The organism is Streptomyces sp. NPDC043685, assembly GCF_056436585.1.
This window is the reverse complement of sequence record NZ_JBWKCH010000009.1, coordinates 57,839-73,709: the sequence shown is the minus strand read 5'-3', so window position 1 is coordinate 73,709 and position 15,871 is coordinate 57,839. Positions and strand designations below refer to the sequence as shown.

Below are 15,871 nucleotides of genomic sequence, written 5' to 3'. Positions count from 1 at the left end.
GCCCTAGAAGGGCACTTGCCTTCCGTGCACCACCTCCAGCCGTGACACCGCCCGTGTCAGCACCACGTACAGCCGGTGCAGTCCCCGTTCCTCCGCCTCGGCGATCGCCGCCGGTTCGACGGCCACGACATGGTCGTACTCCAGGCCCTTGACCACGCTCGCCGGCACCAGGCAGATGCGCGCCCCCGGTTCGTCCGGGCCCGCCGCCTGGATGCCGGCCGCCTCCAGCGCCGCCCGCAGCCGCGGGACATCCGCGTCCGCCGCGACGATCCCGACCGACCCCTCCCGCCCCAGCGCGTCCCGTACGGCGGCCACCACCGCCCCGGGCACGCCGTCCACCGTCGTCTCCCGCATGCGCAACTCCCCGTCCCCGCGCAGCGAACGGGCCGGCGGCACGTCCACGTCCAGCCGCTCCAGCAGCCGGTTGGCCAATCCCACGACCGCCTTCGGCACCCGGAACCCGGTGGTCAGGGCGACCACGGCCGCGTCCGGTTTCCCCAGGTGCGTCAGGACGGTGTGCCAGGACCGGGCCGCCCAGGGCGTCGTCCCCTGCGCCAGATCGCCGAGCACCGTCAGCGAACCGAAGCGGGCCCGGCGGGCGATGGCCCGGCACTCCATCGGGGACAGGTCCTGCGCCTCGTCGACGACGACATGCCCGTACCCCTCCGGATGCCCGATCAGCCCGGCCACCTCGTCCAGCAGCACCAGGTCGGCGGCCGACCAGCGCGCCGACTTCCACGACCGGGGCGGCCGCTGCCATCGCAGCGCCCGCTGCTCGCCGTCGTCGAGCAGCCCCTCGGCGGCCGACGCCAGCACCTCCTCGTCGCCCAGCAGCGCGGCCACGACCTCCTCGGGCCGCACCCGCGGCCAGACCGCGTCGACGTACGCCGACACCGGCCGCGACCGCTCGACCCGCCGCACCCAGGAGTGCGGCGGCGGCCCCGCCCGCCGCTCCACCTGCTCGCGCAGACACCGCACGATCCGCGCCCGTACGCGCTCCCGCCCGACCCCGTACGGCGGTTCCTCCTCGCGCACCTCGGCCACGATCCGCGCGAGCTCCCGCGCCGGCACCCGCCACCGGTAGGCCCCGTCCGGCAGGGCGAGCTCCGCGCCGTCCGCCTCGATCCGCACCCGTGCGTACAGCGCCCGCCGCAGCACCTCGGCCATCCGGGCGTCGTGCTTCACGACGGCGGCCCGCTCGTCGTCGACGCCCCGCACCGGGCAGCGCGCGATCTCCTCTCCCAGGGTCGACTGCCGGACCCCCGTCTCACCGAGGGCGGGCAGCACCTCGGCGATGTACGAAAGGAAGGTGCGGTTGGGCCCGAGGATCAGCAGCCCGCCGCGCCGGATGCGCTGCGGGTGCGTGTACAGCAGGTAGGCGGCCCGGTGCAGCCCGACGGCGGTCTTGCCGGTGCCCGGCGCGCCCTGCACGCACACCGACAGCGTCAGATCCCCCCGGACGAGGTCGTCCTGCTCGGGCTGGATCGTCGCGGCGATGTCCCGCATGGGCCCCACCCGGGGCCGTTCGATCTCCCGGGCGACGATCGCGCTCTGCCGCGTCTCCCCCTGCTCCAGGTGCTCGTCCTCCAGGCCGGTGAGATCGGCGGAGTCGCCCCGGCTGCCGGGCGCCCATCCGAACCGCCTGCGCACCGCCACGCCCTGCGGGTCCCGGGCCGAGGCCTGGTAAAAGGCGCGTGAGACGGGGGCGCGCCAGTCGACCACCAGGGGTGGTTCGGCCGGGTGCTCGGAGATCCGCAGCCGCCCGATGTGCAGCCGGCCCTCCCCACCGCGGACGGCCTCCCCGCCCACGAGGGCCCCGAAGAACAACGGCCCCTCGGGCAGCTCGCGCAGTGCCTTCGCCCGGCTGCGCAGCCGGTATCCGAGGACTTCGGCGTCGGCGCCGGACGCGGAGACGTCCTCCCCGACGACGACCTGTTCACCGGCGCCCTCGACCATCGCGGCGAGGGCGGTCCGGCAGCGTTCGTGGTGGGCGCGTTCCCGGTCGAGGACGTGCTGGAGGGCAGGCTCGGTGGAGGTCATTCCACCGAGCGTACGCGAAAACGTGACCGAGTTAAATAAATTACCGAGTTCCACTCCGAAGGTGCGGAGGCAGCCCGGCCGCGAGCCACCCGAACGCCCGCTCCGCCGCCGCCACCGCGTCCGGCCGCACGTCCGCCACTCGCTCCCCCGCCGCGATCCGCCGCCAGTTCTCCAGCGCGAGCACCCGCAGCACGGCCATGATCTGCCCGGCCGCCAGCCGCGCGTCCAGATCGCCCCCGAGCACCTCGGCGAGCGCGGCCTGCGACCGCTCCTGATGCGTGTACGCCCGGGCGACCAGGGAGGGCGTGCCGTAGAGCAGGGCGTGGAAGGCGAGCACGTCGGGGTGGTCGTTGAGCCCGGTCACGGGATCGCCCCGCTCCAGCCCCTGGAGGAAGTGCCGCCGCAACGCCTCCACGGGCGGCTCCTGTGCCTGCTCCACCACCCGGGCGGCCTCGCCCTCGTGGTCGGCGATCCGGTACAGGACCAGATCCTCCTTGGCCGGGAAGTACCGGAACAGCGTCGGCTTGGAGATCTCGGCCGCCGCCGCCACCTCGGCGACCGACACCGCGTCGAACCCCTTCTCCAGGAACAACCGCACGGCGATGTCCGACACGGTCTCGTACATCCGCCGCTTCTTGCGCTCGCGCAGGCCCGGGGTGCTCATGCCCGGGAGCCTACGCAGTGCCGCGAGACGGCTGCGGGACAGCCTCCTAGGCGAAGGCGCGGCCGAGGGACGGGTTCGCCGTGGAGCGGGTGCGCAGGCCGAGGGAGGCGGTGGCGGCGGCGAGGGTCACCGCGTAGGAGTCCACCGCTCTGCGGACGTTCGGGGCGTCCAGACCCGCCCCGGTCACGATGCGGTCCAGGTCGACGTAGGCGGAGCGCACGATCTCCAGCCAGCGGTACACCTGCCAGTCCTTGCGCCAGTCGTGGGTGTACTCGGGCGGCAGCCGGCGCTCCCAGCGGCGGAACATCCGGTCCCTGATCTCCGGCCGGGTCGGCGTGAGGTGCATGTGCCGGACGAGGTCGTACAGGGGGTCGCCGACGACGGCCATCTCCCAGTCGATGATGGTCAGCGCCAGGTGGTCCTCGCGGCGGACGAGGTTCCAGGGGTTCAGGTCCCCGTGCAGCAGGGCCGGCTCGCGCTCGCTCAGCTCGTGCCGGGCCAGGATGAGCCGCAGGCGGTCGGCGTCGGGCAGGCCGAGATGCCGGGCCAGTCGCCGCGACTCCTTGGGCAGGTCCCGCACCAGGGCGATGAGCTGCTCCCGCAGCCAGTGGTGGAACCGGCCCTCGCCGGCCGTCGGATCGACCTGCTCGTACCGCACGCGCGTCAGCGCGCAGAGCTGGTCCACCAGGCTGTCGGCCTCGTGCGGCAGCAGGCCGTGGACGGGGTGGTCGGGGGGCCTGCCGACGTTCCGCGGCCCGACGTAGGTGTGGAAGGCGACCGTGTCGCCCCGCACCGTCTCGCCCAGGGCGAGCACCCTCGGCGCCGCCACCTCGGTGGACGACTCCTCGATCGCCCTGAGCACGGCGTGCTCGCTGAGGAAGCCACGCTCCCGGTGGCACATGTCGGGCAGCTTCCGCCGGACGACCACGGGCGTGTCGACGCCCGGCACGCTCACCACCGTGTTCAGGTGAGCGGTCCCCTTGAACACCCTGCCCGCAGGAGCGGCCCCCTCCGCCAGCAGGGCCGCCCGCACCGCGGGGGGCGGGAAGCCGGGGCGCTCCGGAACACGCCGGTCGGGCCTCCACTCGAACGCCGTCGCCATCCAGGCCCGGCCGCTGACGTCCCCGTTCACGCGCGAGACCAGCCACCGGAACAGGGCCCTTTCGATCTCGCCCTCGCGCGGCACCCGCGTGAGGCGCAGCGGTTCCGTCGCCGCCTCCAGGGCCCGGCGCACCCGCGCGGTCGCCTCGGCGAGGCTCGTCTGCGTGAACGATTCCTCCAGGGAGCGGGCGGCCCGCAGCACCTCGGGGAACACCGACCGGGCCCGCTCGAAGGCCAGGTAGTGCCGCAGGTCCCCGGCCAGGCCGTTGACGGCGGCCGGACGGGCCTCCTGCATGGCCCGGGCCCACGCGTCGACCACCTGGGCCCACTGGTCCGCCGGGTACCGCATACGGACCAGGTGCGTGGCCAGGTCGTGCAACGGGTCGCCGTAACTGGCCAGCTCCCAGCCGACACAGACCAGGGGCGGGTCTCCCGCGTACGGCACGATCACGTTGTCGCGGCGCAGGTCGGTGTGGAGCAGGCTGTACGGCCGTCGGGCCATGGCCGGAACCCGCCCGGCCAGCTCGGTGAGCGCGTCCTCCGGGATGCCGAGCGCCGCGAACAGCCCGCCGAAGGACGCCTGGTCGGGCCGTCTGAGCTGCCGGTCGGCCAGGTGCGCCAGCGTCCGCAGAAAGCCCTGACTGTCCATGTGGTTGCGGGGCCAGACGGAAGGCAGGGCGGGCAGTGCCCCGCGCCGGACATGGGCCGTCCGGGCGAGCACCCCCGCCAGGGCCTCGACGAGCAGGGTGTCGACGGGTTTTCCGTCGCCGCAGACGCCGGAGAGCGGTGCGCCTGCCACGAAGCTGTGGATGGCGAACCCGTCCTGCTCGACCATGCACTCCGGGGTGTGCGGCAGCACACCGCGCACGGCCTCGAGGATGTCCGCCTCGTTCTGCCAGGTCCGGATGGCGAGGGGCGGCGCGTCCGGACGCCGGATCCGGACGATCACCGGCGTCCCCGCTTGGCTCCCGAGCAGGCGGGCCATGCCCTCCGTGAGCGGCAGGACGTAGTTCCGGTGGTGGTGGCCGCCGGTCTCCTGCCCCAGCTCGGCCGCCTGTTTCACGAAGGCCCGGCAGGTGGCGTCGTGCGAGGCGCGTCCCCCGGGAAGAGGTCCGGGAAGAGGGGGTGCGCCCACGGGCCGCTCCGGAAGTACGAGAAGGGGGGACGGTAAGGCACACCGTAGGTTCGCGGCCGGGGCCGCGCATGGCGGAGTGAGCCGATACGGGGGGTCTGCCACTCATCCGCGTGAGGTTGCGCGAACGTGTTCGACGGCGGCCGGTCGGCCTTCTCACATCCGAACGAGGACGGGCGAGTGACTCGATCGGTGGACGGTGCGGGAATGCTACACCCGGCGCCCCTGGGCTCCCTCCCGCCTCTCCGGCGCCCTCTCGCCACCTACGCGCGCAGCAGCCGCAGCAGTGGTTCCAGGGAGTCCAGGACCACATCGGCCCCGGCCACCCTCAGAAGCTTGGCCTTCCGACCGTTGCGCGCGTAGCCGAGGAAGGGCACCCCGGCCCGTCCGGCCGCCTCCCGGTCGGAGGGCGTGTCGCCGATCATCAGAGCATCGCCCGGCGCCGCCCCCATCGCGTCCAGCGCCTGGTTCAGACAGTGCGGATCCGGCTTCAGCCGGCGCAGTTCCCGCGTCCGGCCGTAGATGTGGGGGGCGAAGCAGCCGACGAGGCCGCGGCCGGCGAGGTAGGTGCGCACCACCCGGGGCGAGTTGTTGGTGGTGATGGCCAGCCGGGAACCCAGCGCGGTCCAGGTGCGTATCAGCGGATCCGCGTACGCCGTCGGCATCGCCGAGGCCGCCGCCCGCAGTTCCTCCTGGGTCAGGCGCTCCTCCAGCTCGGCGACGAGATCGCTGCCGGGGTGCCGTCGGTCCACGGCGCGCAGCACCCGGTGCGGGTCCACGGACTCCCGCTCGGTGTCGGTCAGCAGGCCGTGCAGGCCCCGGCTCTCGAGCCAGGAGACCAGGTCGCTCGCCACCTGCTCCGCCGAGTGCCCGGCGAACAGACGGCAGATGGGCCCGTCGAAGTCCCAGAGCACGACGCGCGCGCGTCCGGTCAGATCGCGGAGTCCGTACGGATCGTTCTCGCTCTCGGTGGTCACCGCACCAGTCTGCGCCGCATCAGAAGTCACTAGGAGAGTGTCAGGTCCGTCGTGATGGTTTCCCAGAGGGCGTTGAACCACTTCTGGGATTCCTCCACGAACGCCCCGTCCCGGCGGCCCGCTCCTCCGGCGAAGGCGAAGAGGAGGGACTGGGAGCCGAGGACGTCGAACATGTCGAGGGTCTGGCTGCCCCACTCCTCCTCGCGCCTGGTCAGCATGTAGTAGCCGATCAGGGCCTCCTGCTCGTTGAGGAGGTAGAGCTTCACCGGCGGGGTGAAGGGCAGCGCGCGGAACGTGACGCGCACGTCGATGCCGTGGGTCGAGCGCAGCGCCCGCAGATTGTGCTGGAGCACCTGGCCCTGGGCGTTGCGCATGGCGAGCCAGCGGGTGTGGACGGGGTTGTCCTTCCCGTGGGCCTCCACCGGGACGGGGAAGGCCAGTTCGATGTCCCGGGAGGGGACCAGGATGCGGACGTCGATCGACTCGGGGCGGATGCGGCCCTCGTGGATCAGGCGCAGCGGCTCGCCGAGGGCGACCATCAGCGTCTCCGCGGTGTGGCAGACCACGTCGACGCGGACATGCGGCGCCGAGAACGCCTCCGCCAGACGCGGGGCCAGGCCCACCATGGTCGGCTGGGGCTCGCCGCGGACGGGGGCCGGCACGGCGACGCGGGGCGGACTGCCCTTGCTGACGTCGGCGAGGAGGCCGTCCTCCTGGAGGATGCGCAGGGCCTGCCGGACGGCGCCGCGCTCCACGCCGAACTCCTCGGCGAGTTCGGCCTGCGTGGGCAGGCGGTCTCCCGGCCGGAGCTCGCCGGAACGGATGCGTTCCCGCAGATTGCCGGCGATCTCCTGGGGTGAGGACCTCTTGCTGCCGTTCACTGCCACGTTCTCCGCCACGCTCTTCTGGGCCACGACCAAACGCTACAACTTTGATCCATCTGGCGGGAGTTGCTTGAAAGTTGTTTATAACTAGGGACCAAGTGGGGACAACTTAATCAGAGTTGGTTGCCAACTTCTCGGAGTTGGCGGAAGTTTTGCTTCCGGACTTCCGAAGGGGGAACCCCGATGCCCGCCCTCGCTCTCCTCTCCGCCGCCTTCGTCGTCGCCTTCGAACAGCTCGTCCAGTGGAAGTACGGTCCGGCCGGCCTCGTGGGCCTGATCCTTCTCACCGTGGGCGTCAAGGCCAAGAGCCCGGCCGTCAGCTCCGCCGGAGCGGTCGTGCTCGCGCTGCTGATGACGGGGCCCGCCCGTTGAGTCACCACACCACCCCGGTACCACCCGTGGGAGACGTCAGCCCGTGAGCACCAGCTCCGAACTGATCGTCTCCCACAACGCGTTGAACCACAGGTGCGACTGCTCCACGAACGTGGTGTCCCGCAGCCCGGCGCCCTGCCGGAAGGCGAACAGCATGGACCGGGTGCCCTGGGCGTCGTACATCGCCCGCCGCTCGTGATCGATCTCGGCCTCCCGGCGCGTCAGCGTGTAGTACGCGAACAGCGCCTCCGTGCCGTTGAGCAGGTACAGCTTCACCGGCGGGGTGAAGGGCAGCGCGCGGAACGTGACACGGACGTCGATGCCGTGCGTGGCGCGCAGGGCCAGCAGGTTGTGCTCCAGGACCTGCCCCTGGGCGTTGCGCATCGCCAGCCACCGCTCGTGCACCGAGTCGTCGCCGCGCCCCTCGACCGGCACCGGGAAGGCGAGGTCGATGTCCCGCCTCGGCAGCAGCACCCGGACGTCGACCTTGGCCGGTTTCAGCCGTCCGGCGTGGATCTGCCGCAGCGGCTCGCCGATGGCCAGGGTGAGGGAGATGGACGTCAGGCACACGGCGTCGATCTCCACGTGCTCCGCCGCGAACGCCGTCGCGATCCGGGGCGCCAGCGCCACCGTCGTGGGCAGCGGCGGGGCTTGCGGGCCGGTCAGCGCGCCGACGGGGTCGGCGGCGACGGTCGCCGGGCTGCCCTTGGACACATTGGTGAGCAGCCGCTCGGACTGAAGGATGCGCAGCGCCTGCCGCACGGCACCGCGCTCGACGCCGAACTCGTGGGCCAGCTGGGCCTGGGTGGGCATGCGCGCACCCGGCCGCAACACCCCTGACCTGATCCGGGCGCGCAGCTCGTCGGCCACCTCGTGATGTGTCCTCTGTGGCCGTTGCGACCTCTTCCGCCCAGTGGCGGAGTCGTGTTCCGGGTCCACAGCTGAACACTACAACTTCCCGCCATCTTGCGGCAGTTCAGGGAAAGGTGGTTATGAGCCGGTTCAGGACGGAGATAAAGACAGTGAAGTTGGTCACCAACTTCGGGAACATGGTCACACCTTCAGGGGGTTGGCCACCCGCCAGGGGACTCCCTTCCGGAGGGGAGCCGGGAGTCCCGCCCGTCGGCACCGCCGCACCATCACAACTGAACAGCTCGCTACGGATGCGGGTCCCAGCACGCCGGCAGAAGGGAGCGGCTCAGAACATGTCCGGGCACCACGGCCGCCTGGACGTACGCAGCAGGGCGTCGGCCTTCCGGGCGGCGCCCGCTCGTTCTTCGCGCACCCGCCCCAGCGCCGCCAGCCGCACCGCCGACTCGTCCCCGAGCCACAGCGCGGCCAGCTCGCCCGGCCCGAGTGCGAGGTCCGCGCTCTCGGTGGTCGGCGCACAGGACGCCCCCTCGGGCGAGGCCTCCAGGCGGTAGCGCCCGCCGGTCAGCGCGTCCACCCCGGCGATCTCCAGCACCAGCGATCCGTGGCCGTCGTAGGTCCGGGCCTCCAGCGCCCGTTCGACGTCCAGGATCCGCACCCACAGCCAGTCCGCCAGCGTGGTGATCCCGGCCGCCCGCGGATCGGGCAGGTGGTGCGGGAGCAGGTCGTCCGGCGCCCGCCAGCCGCTCTTCACCTTCACGACCCAGTCGATGGAGCAGAGGTACTGCCACAGGGCGCGGTCGGCGGCCGGCGTGACGCCGAGCAGCCACTTGACGGTGGCCGTGTTCAGCGGCTGCTTGCCGTCCCCCCAGGTGTCCTCCACCTCGTACGCCGCCATGCCCTCGACCTCGCCGGACGCCGAGCGGTACACGGCGAAGAAGGGCTCCTTCCATGTCGTGTCCCACCGCAGGGCGCCGGTGTTCAGCTGCCACCACATGGGGTCGCGGGTGACGGCGCCGGGCTGGCCGCGGCGCAGCCGCTCGTGCAGTTCGGGGCCGAGCTTGCGGACGTCCTCGGCGTCGACCAGGTCGATCCGCCCGCCGTCCGCCGGGCCCGGCCGGCGGGCGTCGAGACCGGCGCGCGGCACGTCGATCGTCCACTCCGCCATCCAGGTCGCCGGCCCGAAGCCGAACCGGCCGTAGATCGGGTACTCGGCGGCGATCAGCGTGGCGACGACATCCCCGCGGTCCTTCGCGGCCGCCAGGTCCCGCGCCATCATCCGGCTGAGCAGCCCGCGGCGGCGGTGCGTGGCGGTGACGGTGACGCCCGAGACGGCGTCGGCCGGGACGCCGGCCCCGCCGACGACCGTGAGCCGCTGGTCGAAGGAGCGGAAGGTCGCCACGCACCGGCCGCCGTCGAAGGCCCCGAGGTAGCGGCCCGGGACGAACCGCTCGCGCCGCCCCTCGACCTCCTCCTCGGTGAGCGGGGCCGCCCGCAGGAAGCCGGTGTTCACGGCGCGCAGCCAGTCGGCGAACTCGGCCTCGGCTATCGGGCGTACGTCGATGTCGTCGGCGCGGGACACGAGGGTCATGACGGCACGCTAGGCGCGGGGCCGGTCGGTGTCGCCCGAATATCCCGCCGCCGGCCCTTCCCCCTTCCCCCCTTCCCCCCGGGGCGGTTCACACCAGCAGGTCCTCGACCTGCGCCTCCCCCTCGCGGTAGCGGCGCGCGATCTCCGCGCCGCACTCGTCGGCCGTGCGCTGGAGCCGCCGGCGGCGCCGGGAGACCTGCTGTTCGTAGCGCTCGAGCCGGCCCATCGCGGTGTTCAGCTCCAGGTCGGTGCGCGCGTCCAGGTCGGACAGCTCGACCTCGGCGAGCATCTCCGCGGCCAGCCGCCGGAACTCCTCGCCCTTCGGCGTGCCCAGGGTCAGGTGCCGGGCCGAGGAGCGGTGCCGGGCCGGGGCGTCCCGCAGGATGTCCGCCAGCCGCTCCACCACCGACGTCTCCTCGGGTGCCGTGGCACAGGCGGCGCCCGCCGGGGCACGCCGGGCCACCTCGGCGCGCAGGATGTCGATCCGCCCCTGGAGCAGCCGCCGCAGATAGCTGAGGTCGGCCTCGTCGCGCTGGGTCTCGCGGCGCAGCGTGCGCAGTTCGGGCAGGCTCAGCGCGGACAGCCGGTCCTCGGGGCTGTCCGAGGGCAGCCGCGGGCTGTCGGTGCGCTGCGTGGGCGGCCGGTGGTATTCCGGCGCGCCGATCCCCGTGTACGTCGACCGGAAAGCCGCCTGCTGCTGTCCGGTGCTTGATGTGCTCATGTGCCTCAACCGTCCCCTCGACCGGTGTGTGCATGCATCGTGCCACCCCGAGTGGTCCCTATGGGAACGAGTGGTCCCGATAGACCCCAGATGGGCGGTTAAGCAGCAAAATACGGTCCAGCAGGGGCCGTTGGCATCCGATGCAAACCACCCTTTCGGGCCATGCGCCCACCACGCGCGGCCCTGACGTCACCTCCCGGCATGATGGACACATGCGAGCAGTGGTGCAGAGGGTGGACGGCGCGAGCGTCGTCGTGGACGGCGAGACGGTGGGCGCGATCGAGGGCGAGGGGCTGTGCGTCCTCGTCGGCGTCACCCACGAGGACACCAAGGAGAAGGCGGCCCAGCTGGCCCGCAAGCTCTGGTCGATCCGCATGCTGCACGGGGAGAAGTCCTGCAGCGACATCGACGCCCCGCTCCTGGTGATCAGCCAGTTCACCCTCTACGGCGACGCCCGCAAGGGCCGCCGCCCCACCTGGAACGCCGCCGCCCCCGGCGATGTGGCCGAGCCCCTCGTCGACGAGGTCGTCGCCCAGCTGCGGTCCCTGGGCGCGACGGTGGCCACGGGCCGCTTCGGAGCGGCGATGAGGGTATCGCTCACGAACGACGGCCCGTTCACCGTGCAGATCGACATCTGACCCGAAAGGTCTACAAGCGTCAGGGCTCGACGACGACTTCCTGGGCCGCCGCGGTGTCCCCGGCCATCAACGGGGCGTCCACCGCCACGTTCCGCTTCACCAGGGCGAGGGCGATCGGACCGAGTTCGTGGTGGCGGGCGGACGTCGTGACGAAGCCGACCTTGCGGCCGTCGGGGCCGTCCTCGGCGAGCCGCAGTTCCGTCCCGGCCGCGGGCAGATGGACCTCGCTGCCGTCGAGGTGCAGGAAGACCAGCCGGCGCGGCGGCTTGCCCAGGTTCTGCACCCGGGCGACCGTCTCCTGGCCCCGGTAGCAGCCCTTCTGCAGGTGCACGGCCGAGCCGATCCAGCCCAGCTCGTGCGGGATGGTGCGGTGGTCGGTCTCGAAGCCGAGCCGGGGCCGGTGCTGCTCCACCCGCAGTGCCTCGTGGGCGAGGATCCCGACGGGCGGCCCGGCCTGCGCCGCGTAGGACTCCAGGTCGGCGCGCGACAGGAACAGGTCCCGGCCGTACGAGGTCTCCCGGACGGCGACGCCCTCGGGGACCTCGGCGATCGAGCCGGCCGGGAGGTGGACGAGCGCGAAGTCGGCGGTGCGGTCGGCGACCTCGACCCGGTAGAAGAACTTCATCGACTCCAGGTAGGCGATCAGCGCCTCCTCGGTGCCCGGCTCGACGTGGGCCCAGACCGTGGCACCGTCGTCGACGAGGTACAGGGCGTGCTCGATGTGCCCGTTCGCGGAAAGGATCAGTGCCTCGGTGGCCCGGCCCGGCGGGAGCTCGCTGACGTGCTGGGTGAGCAGCAGGTGCAGCCAGGCGAGCCGGTCCTCGCCGGTGACGGTGACGATCCCGCGGTGCGAGAGGTCCACGAATCCGGTGCCGTCGGCGAGGGCACGCTGCTCACGGAACAGATCGCCGTAGTGGGCGGCGACACCTTCGTCCACGCCCTCGGCGGGGACGGCACCGGGCAGGGTCAGCAGAGGGCTCTTCATGTCCGTAAGCCTACGACTCGGTAGTTGAAGCCTTGAGCGTGCAGTCCTCGCACCGGCCGAAGATCGCGAAGTGCTTCATGTCGGTGTCGAAGCCGAACGTCTCGCGCAGCTTGGCGGTGAACTCGGCGGCCACCGAGACGTCCGCCTCGATCACGTTCTGGCAGTCGCGGCAGACCAGGTGGATGTGGTGGTGGCGGTCGGCGAGGTGGTACGTCGGCGCGCCGTGCCCCAGATGCGCGTGACTGACCAGGCCGAGCTCCTCCAGCAGCTCCAGCGTCCGGTACACCGTGGAAATGTTGACCCCCGACGCCGTCTTCCTCACTTCCACGAGGATGTCGTCGGGGGTCGCGTGCTCCAGGGTGTCCACGGCTTCGAGCACGAGTTGCCGCTGCGGGGTCAGCCGGTAGCCGCGCTGCCGCAGATCGCTCTTCCAGTCGGTGCTCACCACACCCCAGAGTCTAGGACTACTTGAAGAAAGCGATGCCGTCGTCCGGCATGTCGTCGGGCAGGGCCTTGGCCCAGCGCTCGACCTCCTCCGGGGTGACGACCTTCTTGAGGTGGGCCGACATGTAGGGGCGCAGCTCGACCTCGGGGGTCTGCTTCTCACCGACCCACATCAGGTCGCTCTTGACGTAGCCGTACAGGCGCTTGCCGCCGGTGTAGGGCTGGGAGGCGGCGGTGCGGGCCACCGCGTCCGTCACGAGGTCGATCTGCGGCTTCTTGTCCGCCAGCTCGCCGTACCAGATCTCGATGACGCCGTCGTCGCGGGTCATCGTCACCTCGACCTTGCGGGCGGCGTCGATCCGCCAGAAGCCGTGCTCGGACTCCAGCGGGCGGACCTTGTTGCCGTCGTTGTCCAGGACCCACGTGTGGGACCGGTACTCCAGGAAGTCCCGGCCGTCGTGGGTGAAGGCGACCTCCTGCCCGAAGTTGCACTTCTCGGAGCCGGGGAAGTCGTGCACTCCGGCGCCCGCCCAGTTGCCGAGCAGGAAGGCGAGCGGCACGAGGTCCTTGTGGAGGTCGGACGGGATCTCGATCATCAGAACTTCCTAGAGGGGGGTCAGCGCTGGCCCTGGTACAGCTTCTTCACGGTCAGTCCGGCGAAGGCGAGGACGCCGAGGGCGACCAGGACCAACAGGATTTCGAAGAAGATCTCCACGGGGTGCTCCTTGAGCGGGGTGCGAACGGTTGCACAGGGCCGGGACCAGCTTACGCGGGCCCCTTCGGCACTACGATTCCGGCTATGGCGAAGAAGCTGGTGATCAAGGTGACGGCCGGGGCGGACGCCCCCGAGCGGTGCTCCCAGGCGTTCACGGTGGCGGCGGTGGCCGTGGCCAGCGGTGTCGACGTCTCCCTGTGGCTGACCGGCGAGTCCGCCTGGTTCGCCCTGCCGGGCCGCGCCGCCGAGTTCGAGCTGCCGCACGCGGCTCCCCTGCCCGACCTGCTGGACTCCCTGCTGACGGCCGGCCGCGTGACCCTGTGCACGCAGTGCGCGGCCCGCCGCGAGATCACCGAGCAGGACGTCATCGAGGGGGTCCGCATCGCGGGCGCGCAGGTCTTCGTCCAGGAGGCCATGGCGGACGGGACGCAGGCGCTCGTCTACTGAGCGTCCGTGTACAGGCAGAACGGATGCCCGGCGGGGTCCAGCAGCACCCGCACGTCGTCCTGCGGCTGGAATCCGGCGAGCCGGGCCCCGACGGCGACGGCCCGCGCGGTCTCCCGCTCCAGGTCGTCGACCTCGATGTCGAGGTGCATCATCATCTGCTGCCGCTCCGCAGTGGCCGGCCACAGGGGCGGCACATACGCGGGCTCGGTCTGGAAGGACAGCCCCGTGCCGCCGTCCGGGGGCCGGATGTGCACCCAGTCGGGGCCGCCCGGCCGGACCTGCCAGCCGGGCAGCAGCCGCAGGTAGAAGTCCGCCAGGTCCCGCGCGTGCGGTGCGTCCAGGGTCGCCGCTGTCAGTCGCATGGGACCCGGATACCCGACGGCGGGCGGGCGGACGCCGTCACCGGGGGCGCTTCTTGCCGTCCAGCTCGTCCCACCACTCGTCGGACTGCGGGTCCCCGGAGGGGTCGTCCCACCACCGGTCGTCCGGTCCGCGCCGGTTCGCCACCATGGCCGCCACGGGCGGGATGACCATGGCGACGACGCACATCCCGACGGCGACCGGGACGGACCACAGGCGCACGACACCCCAGGCCAGCACGAAGAGGCCGATGCAGAGGCCCATCATCGCGAAGTACGTGTGACGCCGCCGTGCGTACATACCTCCAGCGTAGGTCCGGGCAGGCCGAAGGGCCGCACCCCAGGCGTCCAACCCGAGGGGTGCGGCCCTTCCGGGACCGATCGCCGTCAGACGGCGATCGCGACCTCCGCCAGGCCGCCCTGCTGGGCCACGACCGTGCGGTCGGCGGTGGCGCCGGGCACGAGGGCGCGGACGGTCCAGGTGCCCTCGGCCGCGTAGAAGCGGAACTGTCCGGTCGCCGAGGTCGGCACCTCGGCCGTGAACTCGCCGGTCGAGTCCAGCAGACGGACGTAGCCGACCACGGGCTCGCCGTCCTTGGTCACCTGACCCTGGATGGTGGTCTCACCGGGCTTGATCGTCGAGGCGTCGGGGCCGCCGGCCTTCGCACCGCACATGTCGTACTCCTGAAGTCTGGAAAGGTCGGTCGGGTTGCTTACTTGTTGGCGCCGAGCTCGATCGGCACGCCCACGAGGGAGCCGTACTCGGTCCAGGAGCCGTCGTAGTTCTTGACGTTCTCCACGCCGAGGAGCTCGTGCAGCACGAACCAGGTCAGCGCGGAGCGCTCACCGATGCGGCAGTAGGCGATGGTGTCCTTGGCCAGGTCGACGCTCTCCGCGGCGTAGAGCTCCTTGAGCTCCTCGTCCGACTTGAAGGTGCCGTCGTCGTTGGCGTTCTTGGACCACGGGATGTTGCGGGCGCTGGGCACGTGGCCCGGGCGCTGCGACTGCTCCTGCGGCAGGTGGGCCGGGGCGAGGAGCTTGCCGGAGAACTCGTCGGGCGAGCGCACGTCGACGAGGTTCTGCGAGCCGATCGCGGCCACGACGTCGTCGCGGAAGGCGCGGATGGAGGTGTCCTGGGCCTTGGCCTTGTAGTCCGTCTTCGGACGCTCGGGCACCTCGTCGCCGGGGACCAGCTCGCGGGCGTCGAGCTCCCACTTCTTGCGGCCGCCGTCGAGGAGCTTGACGCTGTCGTGGCCGTAGAGCTTGAAGTACCAGTAGGCGTAGGAGGCGAACCAGTTGTTGTTGCCGCCGTAGAGGACCACGGTGTGGTCGTTGCCGATGCCCTTCTCCGACAGGAGCTTCTCGAAGCCCTCCTGGTCGACGAAGTCACGGCGGACCGGGTCCTGGAGATCCTGCGTCCAGTCGATCCGGATGGCGTTGCGGATGTGGTTCTTCTCGTAGGCGGACGTGTCCTCGTCCACCTCGACGATCGCGATGGTCGGGTCGTCCAGGTGCTCCTGGAGCCAGTCGGCGTCGACCAGGACGTCGTTGCGGCTCATGCTTCTTCTCCTCCGGGGCAGTTACGGCGGGGCGTGCGAGGTCTGCAGGGCGCACCCTTGAGGCAGGGCGGCGCACGGGTGCCCTGGATGCAGGGCTGCGGGGATGCGCGCGCCGGCGCGACTGCCGACGCGATCGCTCAGAAGGTGCGACAGAGCATGGCGGCGACGCGGCACAGGTCTACTGCCCGCCGCTTCGTGAGGTCCGCCTGTCGCTTCATAGCGTCGATCGTAGGGACGGTCGGGCGGGCGTGTCACCGGTGTGTCGCATGCTGAGACACGGCAATCCGCCATATGGGATAGAGAGCCTGCCGGGCCGGTCGCCGCACGGTCTCCGGCCGCCCGCATCCCCCGTCACATCTACGCTGCGGACAT

At 71.8% G+C, this 15,871-nt stretch carries 19 protein-coding genes; 3 read left to right on the top strand and 16 right to left on the bottom strand.

Annotation, left to right across the window (positions count from 1 at the left end; translation table 11 throughout):
* Positions 1-3: 3 nt before the first annotated feature.
* From AC0665_RS27920 to AC0665_RS27900, 5 genes are all read right to left on the bottom strand, one after another.
* Entirely contained in the window at positions 4-2,040 is a 2,037-nt protein-coding gene (locus tag AC0665_RS27920) for a HelD family protein (RefSeq protein ID WP_478607531.1), read from the bottom strand.
* Positions 2,041-2,080: 40 nt separating this feature from the next.
* Positions 2,081-2,704 (bottom strand): TetR family transcriptional regulator, encoded by a 624-nt coding sequence (locus tag AC0665_RS27915; RefSeq protein ID WP_468412006.1) that lies wholly within the window; start codon positions 2,702-2,704, stop codon positions 2,081-2,083.
* Between the two features lie 46 nt (positions 2,705-2,750).
* A complete protein-coding gene (locus AC0665_RS27910) occupies positions 2,751-4,940 on the bottom strand; it encodes a phosphotransferase family protein (protein ID WP_478706004.1) in 2,190 nt (729 codons plus the stop codon).
* Between the two features lie 260 nt (positions 4,941-5,200).
* Complete coding sequence (locus AC0665_RS27905) at positions 5,201-5,914, bottom strand: HAD family hydrolase (RefSeq protein ID WP_468412010.1); 714 nt, start codon at positions 5,912-5,914, stop codon at positions 5,201-5,203.
* A 29-nt stretch (positions 5,915-5,943) separates the two neighbouring features.
* Positions 5,944-6,834, bottom strand: coding sequence for a winged helix-turn-helix domain-containing protein (locus AC0665_RS27900; protein WP_478706003.1), 891 nt, complete (start codon positions 6,832-6,834; stop codon positions 5,944-5,946).
* Positions 6,835-6,981: 147 nt separating this feature from the next.
* Here AC0665_RS27900 and AC0665_RS27895 point away from each other — a divergent pair, with 147 nt between their 5' ends.
* On the top strand, positions 6,982-7,170 hold the full coding sequence (locus AC0665_RS27895; RefSeq protein WP_030849031.1) for a hypothetical protein: 189 nt from the start codon (positions 6,982-6,984) through the stop codon (positions 7,168-7,170).
* A gap of 36 nt (positions 7,171-7,206) precedes the next feature.
* On the opposite strand, the gene AC0665_RS27890 is transcribed toward AC0665_RS27895, so the two are convergent.
* From AC0665_RS27890 to AC0665_RS27880, 3 genes are all read right to left on the bottom strand, one after another.
* Positions 7,207-8,109, bottom strand: a complete 903-nt coding sequence (locus tag AC0665_RS27890; protein WP_478706002.1) for a winged helix-turn-helix domain-containing protein — start codon at positions 8,107-8,109, stop codon at positions 7,207-7,209.
* 259 nt (positions 8,110-8,368) lie between these two features.
* Positions 8,369-9,631, bottom strand: a complete 1,263-nt coding sequence (locus AC0665_RS27885; protein ID WP_478706001.1) for a GNAT family N-acetyltransferase — start codon at positions 9,629-9,631, stop codon at positions 8,369-8,371.
* A gap of 88 nt (positions 9,632-9,719) precedes the next feature.
* Positions 9,720-10,352, bottom strand: coding sequence for an RsiG family protein (locus tag AC0665_RS27880; RefSeq protein ID WP_468412018.1), 633 nt, complete (start codon positions 10,350-10,352; stop codon positions 9,720-9,722).
* Positions 10,353-10,564: 212 nt separating this feature from the next.
* Here AC0665_RS27880 and dtd point away from each other — a divergent pair, with 212 nt between their 5' ends.
* Positions 10,565-10,990 (top strand): D-aminoacyl-tRNA deacylase, encoded by a 426-nt coding sequence (gene dtd / locus AC0665_RS27875; RefSeq protein WP_363119939.1) that lies wholly within the window; start codon positions 10,565-10,567, stop codon positions 10,988-10,990.
* A gap of 19 nt (positions 10,991-11,009) precedes the next feature.
* On the opposite strand, the gene ygfZ is transcribed toward dtd, so the two are convergent.
* From ygfZ to AC0665_RS27860, 3 genes are read right to left on the bottom strand one after another with little or no spacing between them, the layout of a single operon-like run.
* The gene (gene ygfZ, locus AC0665_RS27870) at positions 11,010-11,975 is read right to left on the bottom strand and encodes a CAF17-like 4Fe-4S cluster assembly/insertion protein YgfZ (RefSeq protein WP_478706000.1); all 966 of its coding nucleotides are present in this window, start codon (positions 11,973-11,975) and stop codon (positions 11,010-11,012) included.
* Between the two features lie 10 nt (positions 11,976-11,985).
* Positions 11,986-12,423 carry a Fur family transcriptional regulator gene (locus AC0665_RS27865; protein WP_468412022.1) on the bottom strand — a complete coding sequence of 146 codons (438 nt, stop codon included), beginning with the start codon at positions 12,421-12,423 and terminating at the stop codon, positions 11,986-11,988.
* A 16-nt stretch (positions 12,424-12,439) separates the two neighbouring features.
* Entirely contained in the window at positions 12,440-13,015 is a 576-nt protein-coding gene (locus tag AC0665_RS27860; RefSeq protein WP_468412024.1) for a heme-binding beta-barrel domain-containing protein, read from the bottom strand.
* Positions 13,016-13,218: 203 nt separating this feature from the next.
* Between AC0665_RS27860 and AC0665_RS27855 the strand changes: the two genes are divergently transcribed.
* Complete coding sequence (locus AC0665_RS27855; RefSeq protein WP_298561988.1) at positions 13,219-13,581, top strand: DsrE family protein; 363 nt, start codon at positions 13,219-13,221, stop codon at positions 13,579-13,581.
* Here the strand turns inward: AC0665_RS27855 and AC0665_RS27850 are convergent.
* From AC0665_RS27850 to AC0665_RS27830, 5 genes are all read right to left on the bottom strand, one after another.
* Entirely contained in the window at positions 13,575-13,943 is a 369-nt protein-coding gene (locus AC0665_RS27850) for a VOC family protein (RefSeq protein WP_478705999.1), read from the bottom strand. The two genes, AC0665_RS27855 and AC0665_RS27850, sit on opposite strands and share 7 nt — an antisense overlap.
* 37 nt (positions 13,944-13,980) lie before the next feature.
* Positions 13,981-14,241: a DUF3099 domain-containing protein gene (locus tag AC0665_RS27845; RefSeq protein ID WP_468636038.1), complete on the bottom strand. Its 261-nt coding sequence runs from the start codon at positions 14,239-14,241 to the stop codon at positions 13,981-13,983.
* Positions 14,242-14,327: 86 nt separating this feature from the next.
* Positions 14,328-14,615, bottom strand: coding sequence for a DUF1416 domain-containing protein (locus tag AC0665_RS27840; protein WP_003991226.1), 288 nt, complete (start codon positions 14,613-14,615; stop codon positions 14,328-14,330).
* A 38-nt stretch (positions 14,616-14,653) separates the two neighbouring features.
* Entirely contained in the window at positions 14,654-15,499 is an 846-nt protein-coding gene (locus AC0665_RS27835) for a sulfurtransferase (RefSeq protein WP_478705998.1), read from the bottom strand.
* A gap of 137 nt (positions 15,500-15,636) precedes the next feature.
* Positions 15,637-15,717: a putative leader peptide gene (locus AC0665_RS27830; protein ID WP_350310325.1), complete on the bottom strand. Its 81-nt coding sequence runs from the start codon at positions 15,715-15,717 to the stop codon at positions 15,637-15,639.
* Positions 15,718-15,871 lie beyond the last annotated feature (154 nt).

Coding starts and splice junctions, on each gene's coding strand:
- dtd (WP_363119939.1), top strand. CDS start 10,565: ATGCGAGCAGTGGTGCAGAGGGTGGACGGCGCGAGCGTCGTCGTGGAC.
- AC0665_RS27895 (WP_030849031.1), top strand. CDS start 6,982: ATGCCCGCCCTCGCTCTCCTCTCCGCCGCCTTCGTCGTCGCCTTCGAA.
- AC0665_RS27840 (WP_003991226.1), bottom strand. CDS start 14,615: ATGTGCGGTGCGAAGGCCGGCGGCCCCGACGCCTCGACGATCAAGCCC.
- AC0665_RS27860 (WP_468412024.1), bottom strand. CDS start 13,015: ATGATCGAGATCCCGTCCGACCTCCACAAGGACCTCGTGCCGCTCGCC.
- ygfZ (WP_478706000.1), bottom strand. CDS start 11,975: ATGAAGAGCCCTCTGCTGACCCTGCCCGGTGCCGTCCCCGCCGAGGGC.
- AC0665_RS27915 (WP_468412006.1), bottom strand. CDS start 2,704: ATGAGCACCCCGGGCCTGCGCGAGCGCAAGAAGCGGCGGATGTACGAG.
- AC0665_RS27850 (WP_478705999.1), bottom strand. CDS start 13,943: ATGCGACTGACAGCGGCGACCCTGGACGCACCGCACGCGCGGGACCTG.
- AC0665_RS27880 (WP_468412018.1), bottom strand. CDS start 10,352: ATGAGCACATCAAGCACCGGACAGCAGCAGGCGGCTTTCCGGTCGACG.
- AC0665_RS27830 (WP_350310325.1), bottom strand. CDS start 15,717: ATGAAGCGACAGGCGGACCTCACGAAGCGGCGGGCAGTAGACCTGTGC.
- AC0665_RS27885 (WP_478706001.1), bottom strand. CDS start 9,631: ATGACCCTCGTGTCCCGCGCCGACGACATCGACGTACGCCCGATAGCC.
- AC0665_RS27855 (WP_298561988.1), top strand. CDS start 13,219: ATGGCGAAGAAGCTGGTGATCAAGGTGACGGCCGGGGCGGACGCCCCC.
- AC0665_RS27845 (WP_468636038.1), bottom strand. CDS start 14,241: ATGTACGCACGGCGGCGTCACACGTACTTCGCGATGATGGGCCTCTGC.
- AC0665_RS27835 (WP_478705998.1), bottom strand. CDS start 15,499: ATGAGCCGCAACGACGTCCTGGTCGACGCCGACTGGCTCCAGGAGCAC.
- AC0665_RS27920 (WP_478607531.1), bottom strand. CDS start 2,040: ATGACCTCCACCGAGCCTGCCCTCCAGCACGTCCTCGACCGGGAACGC.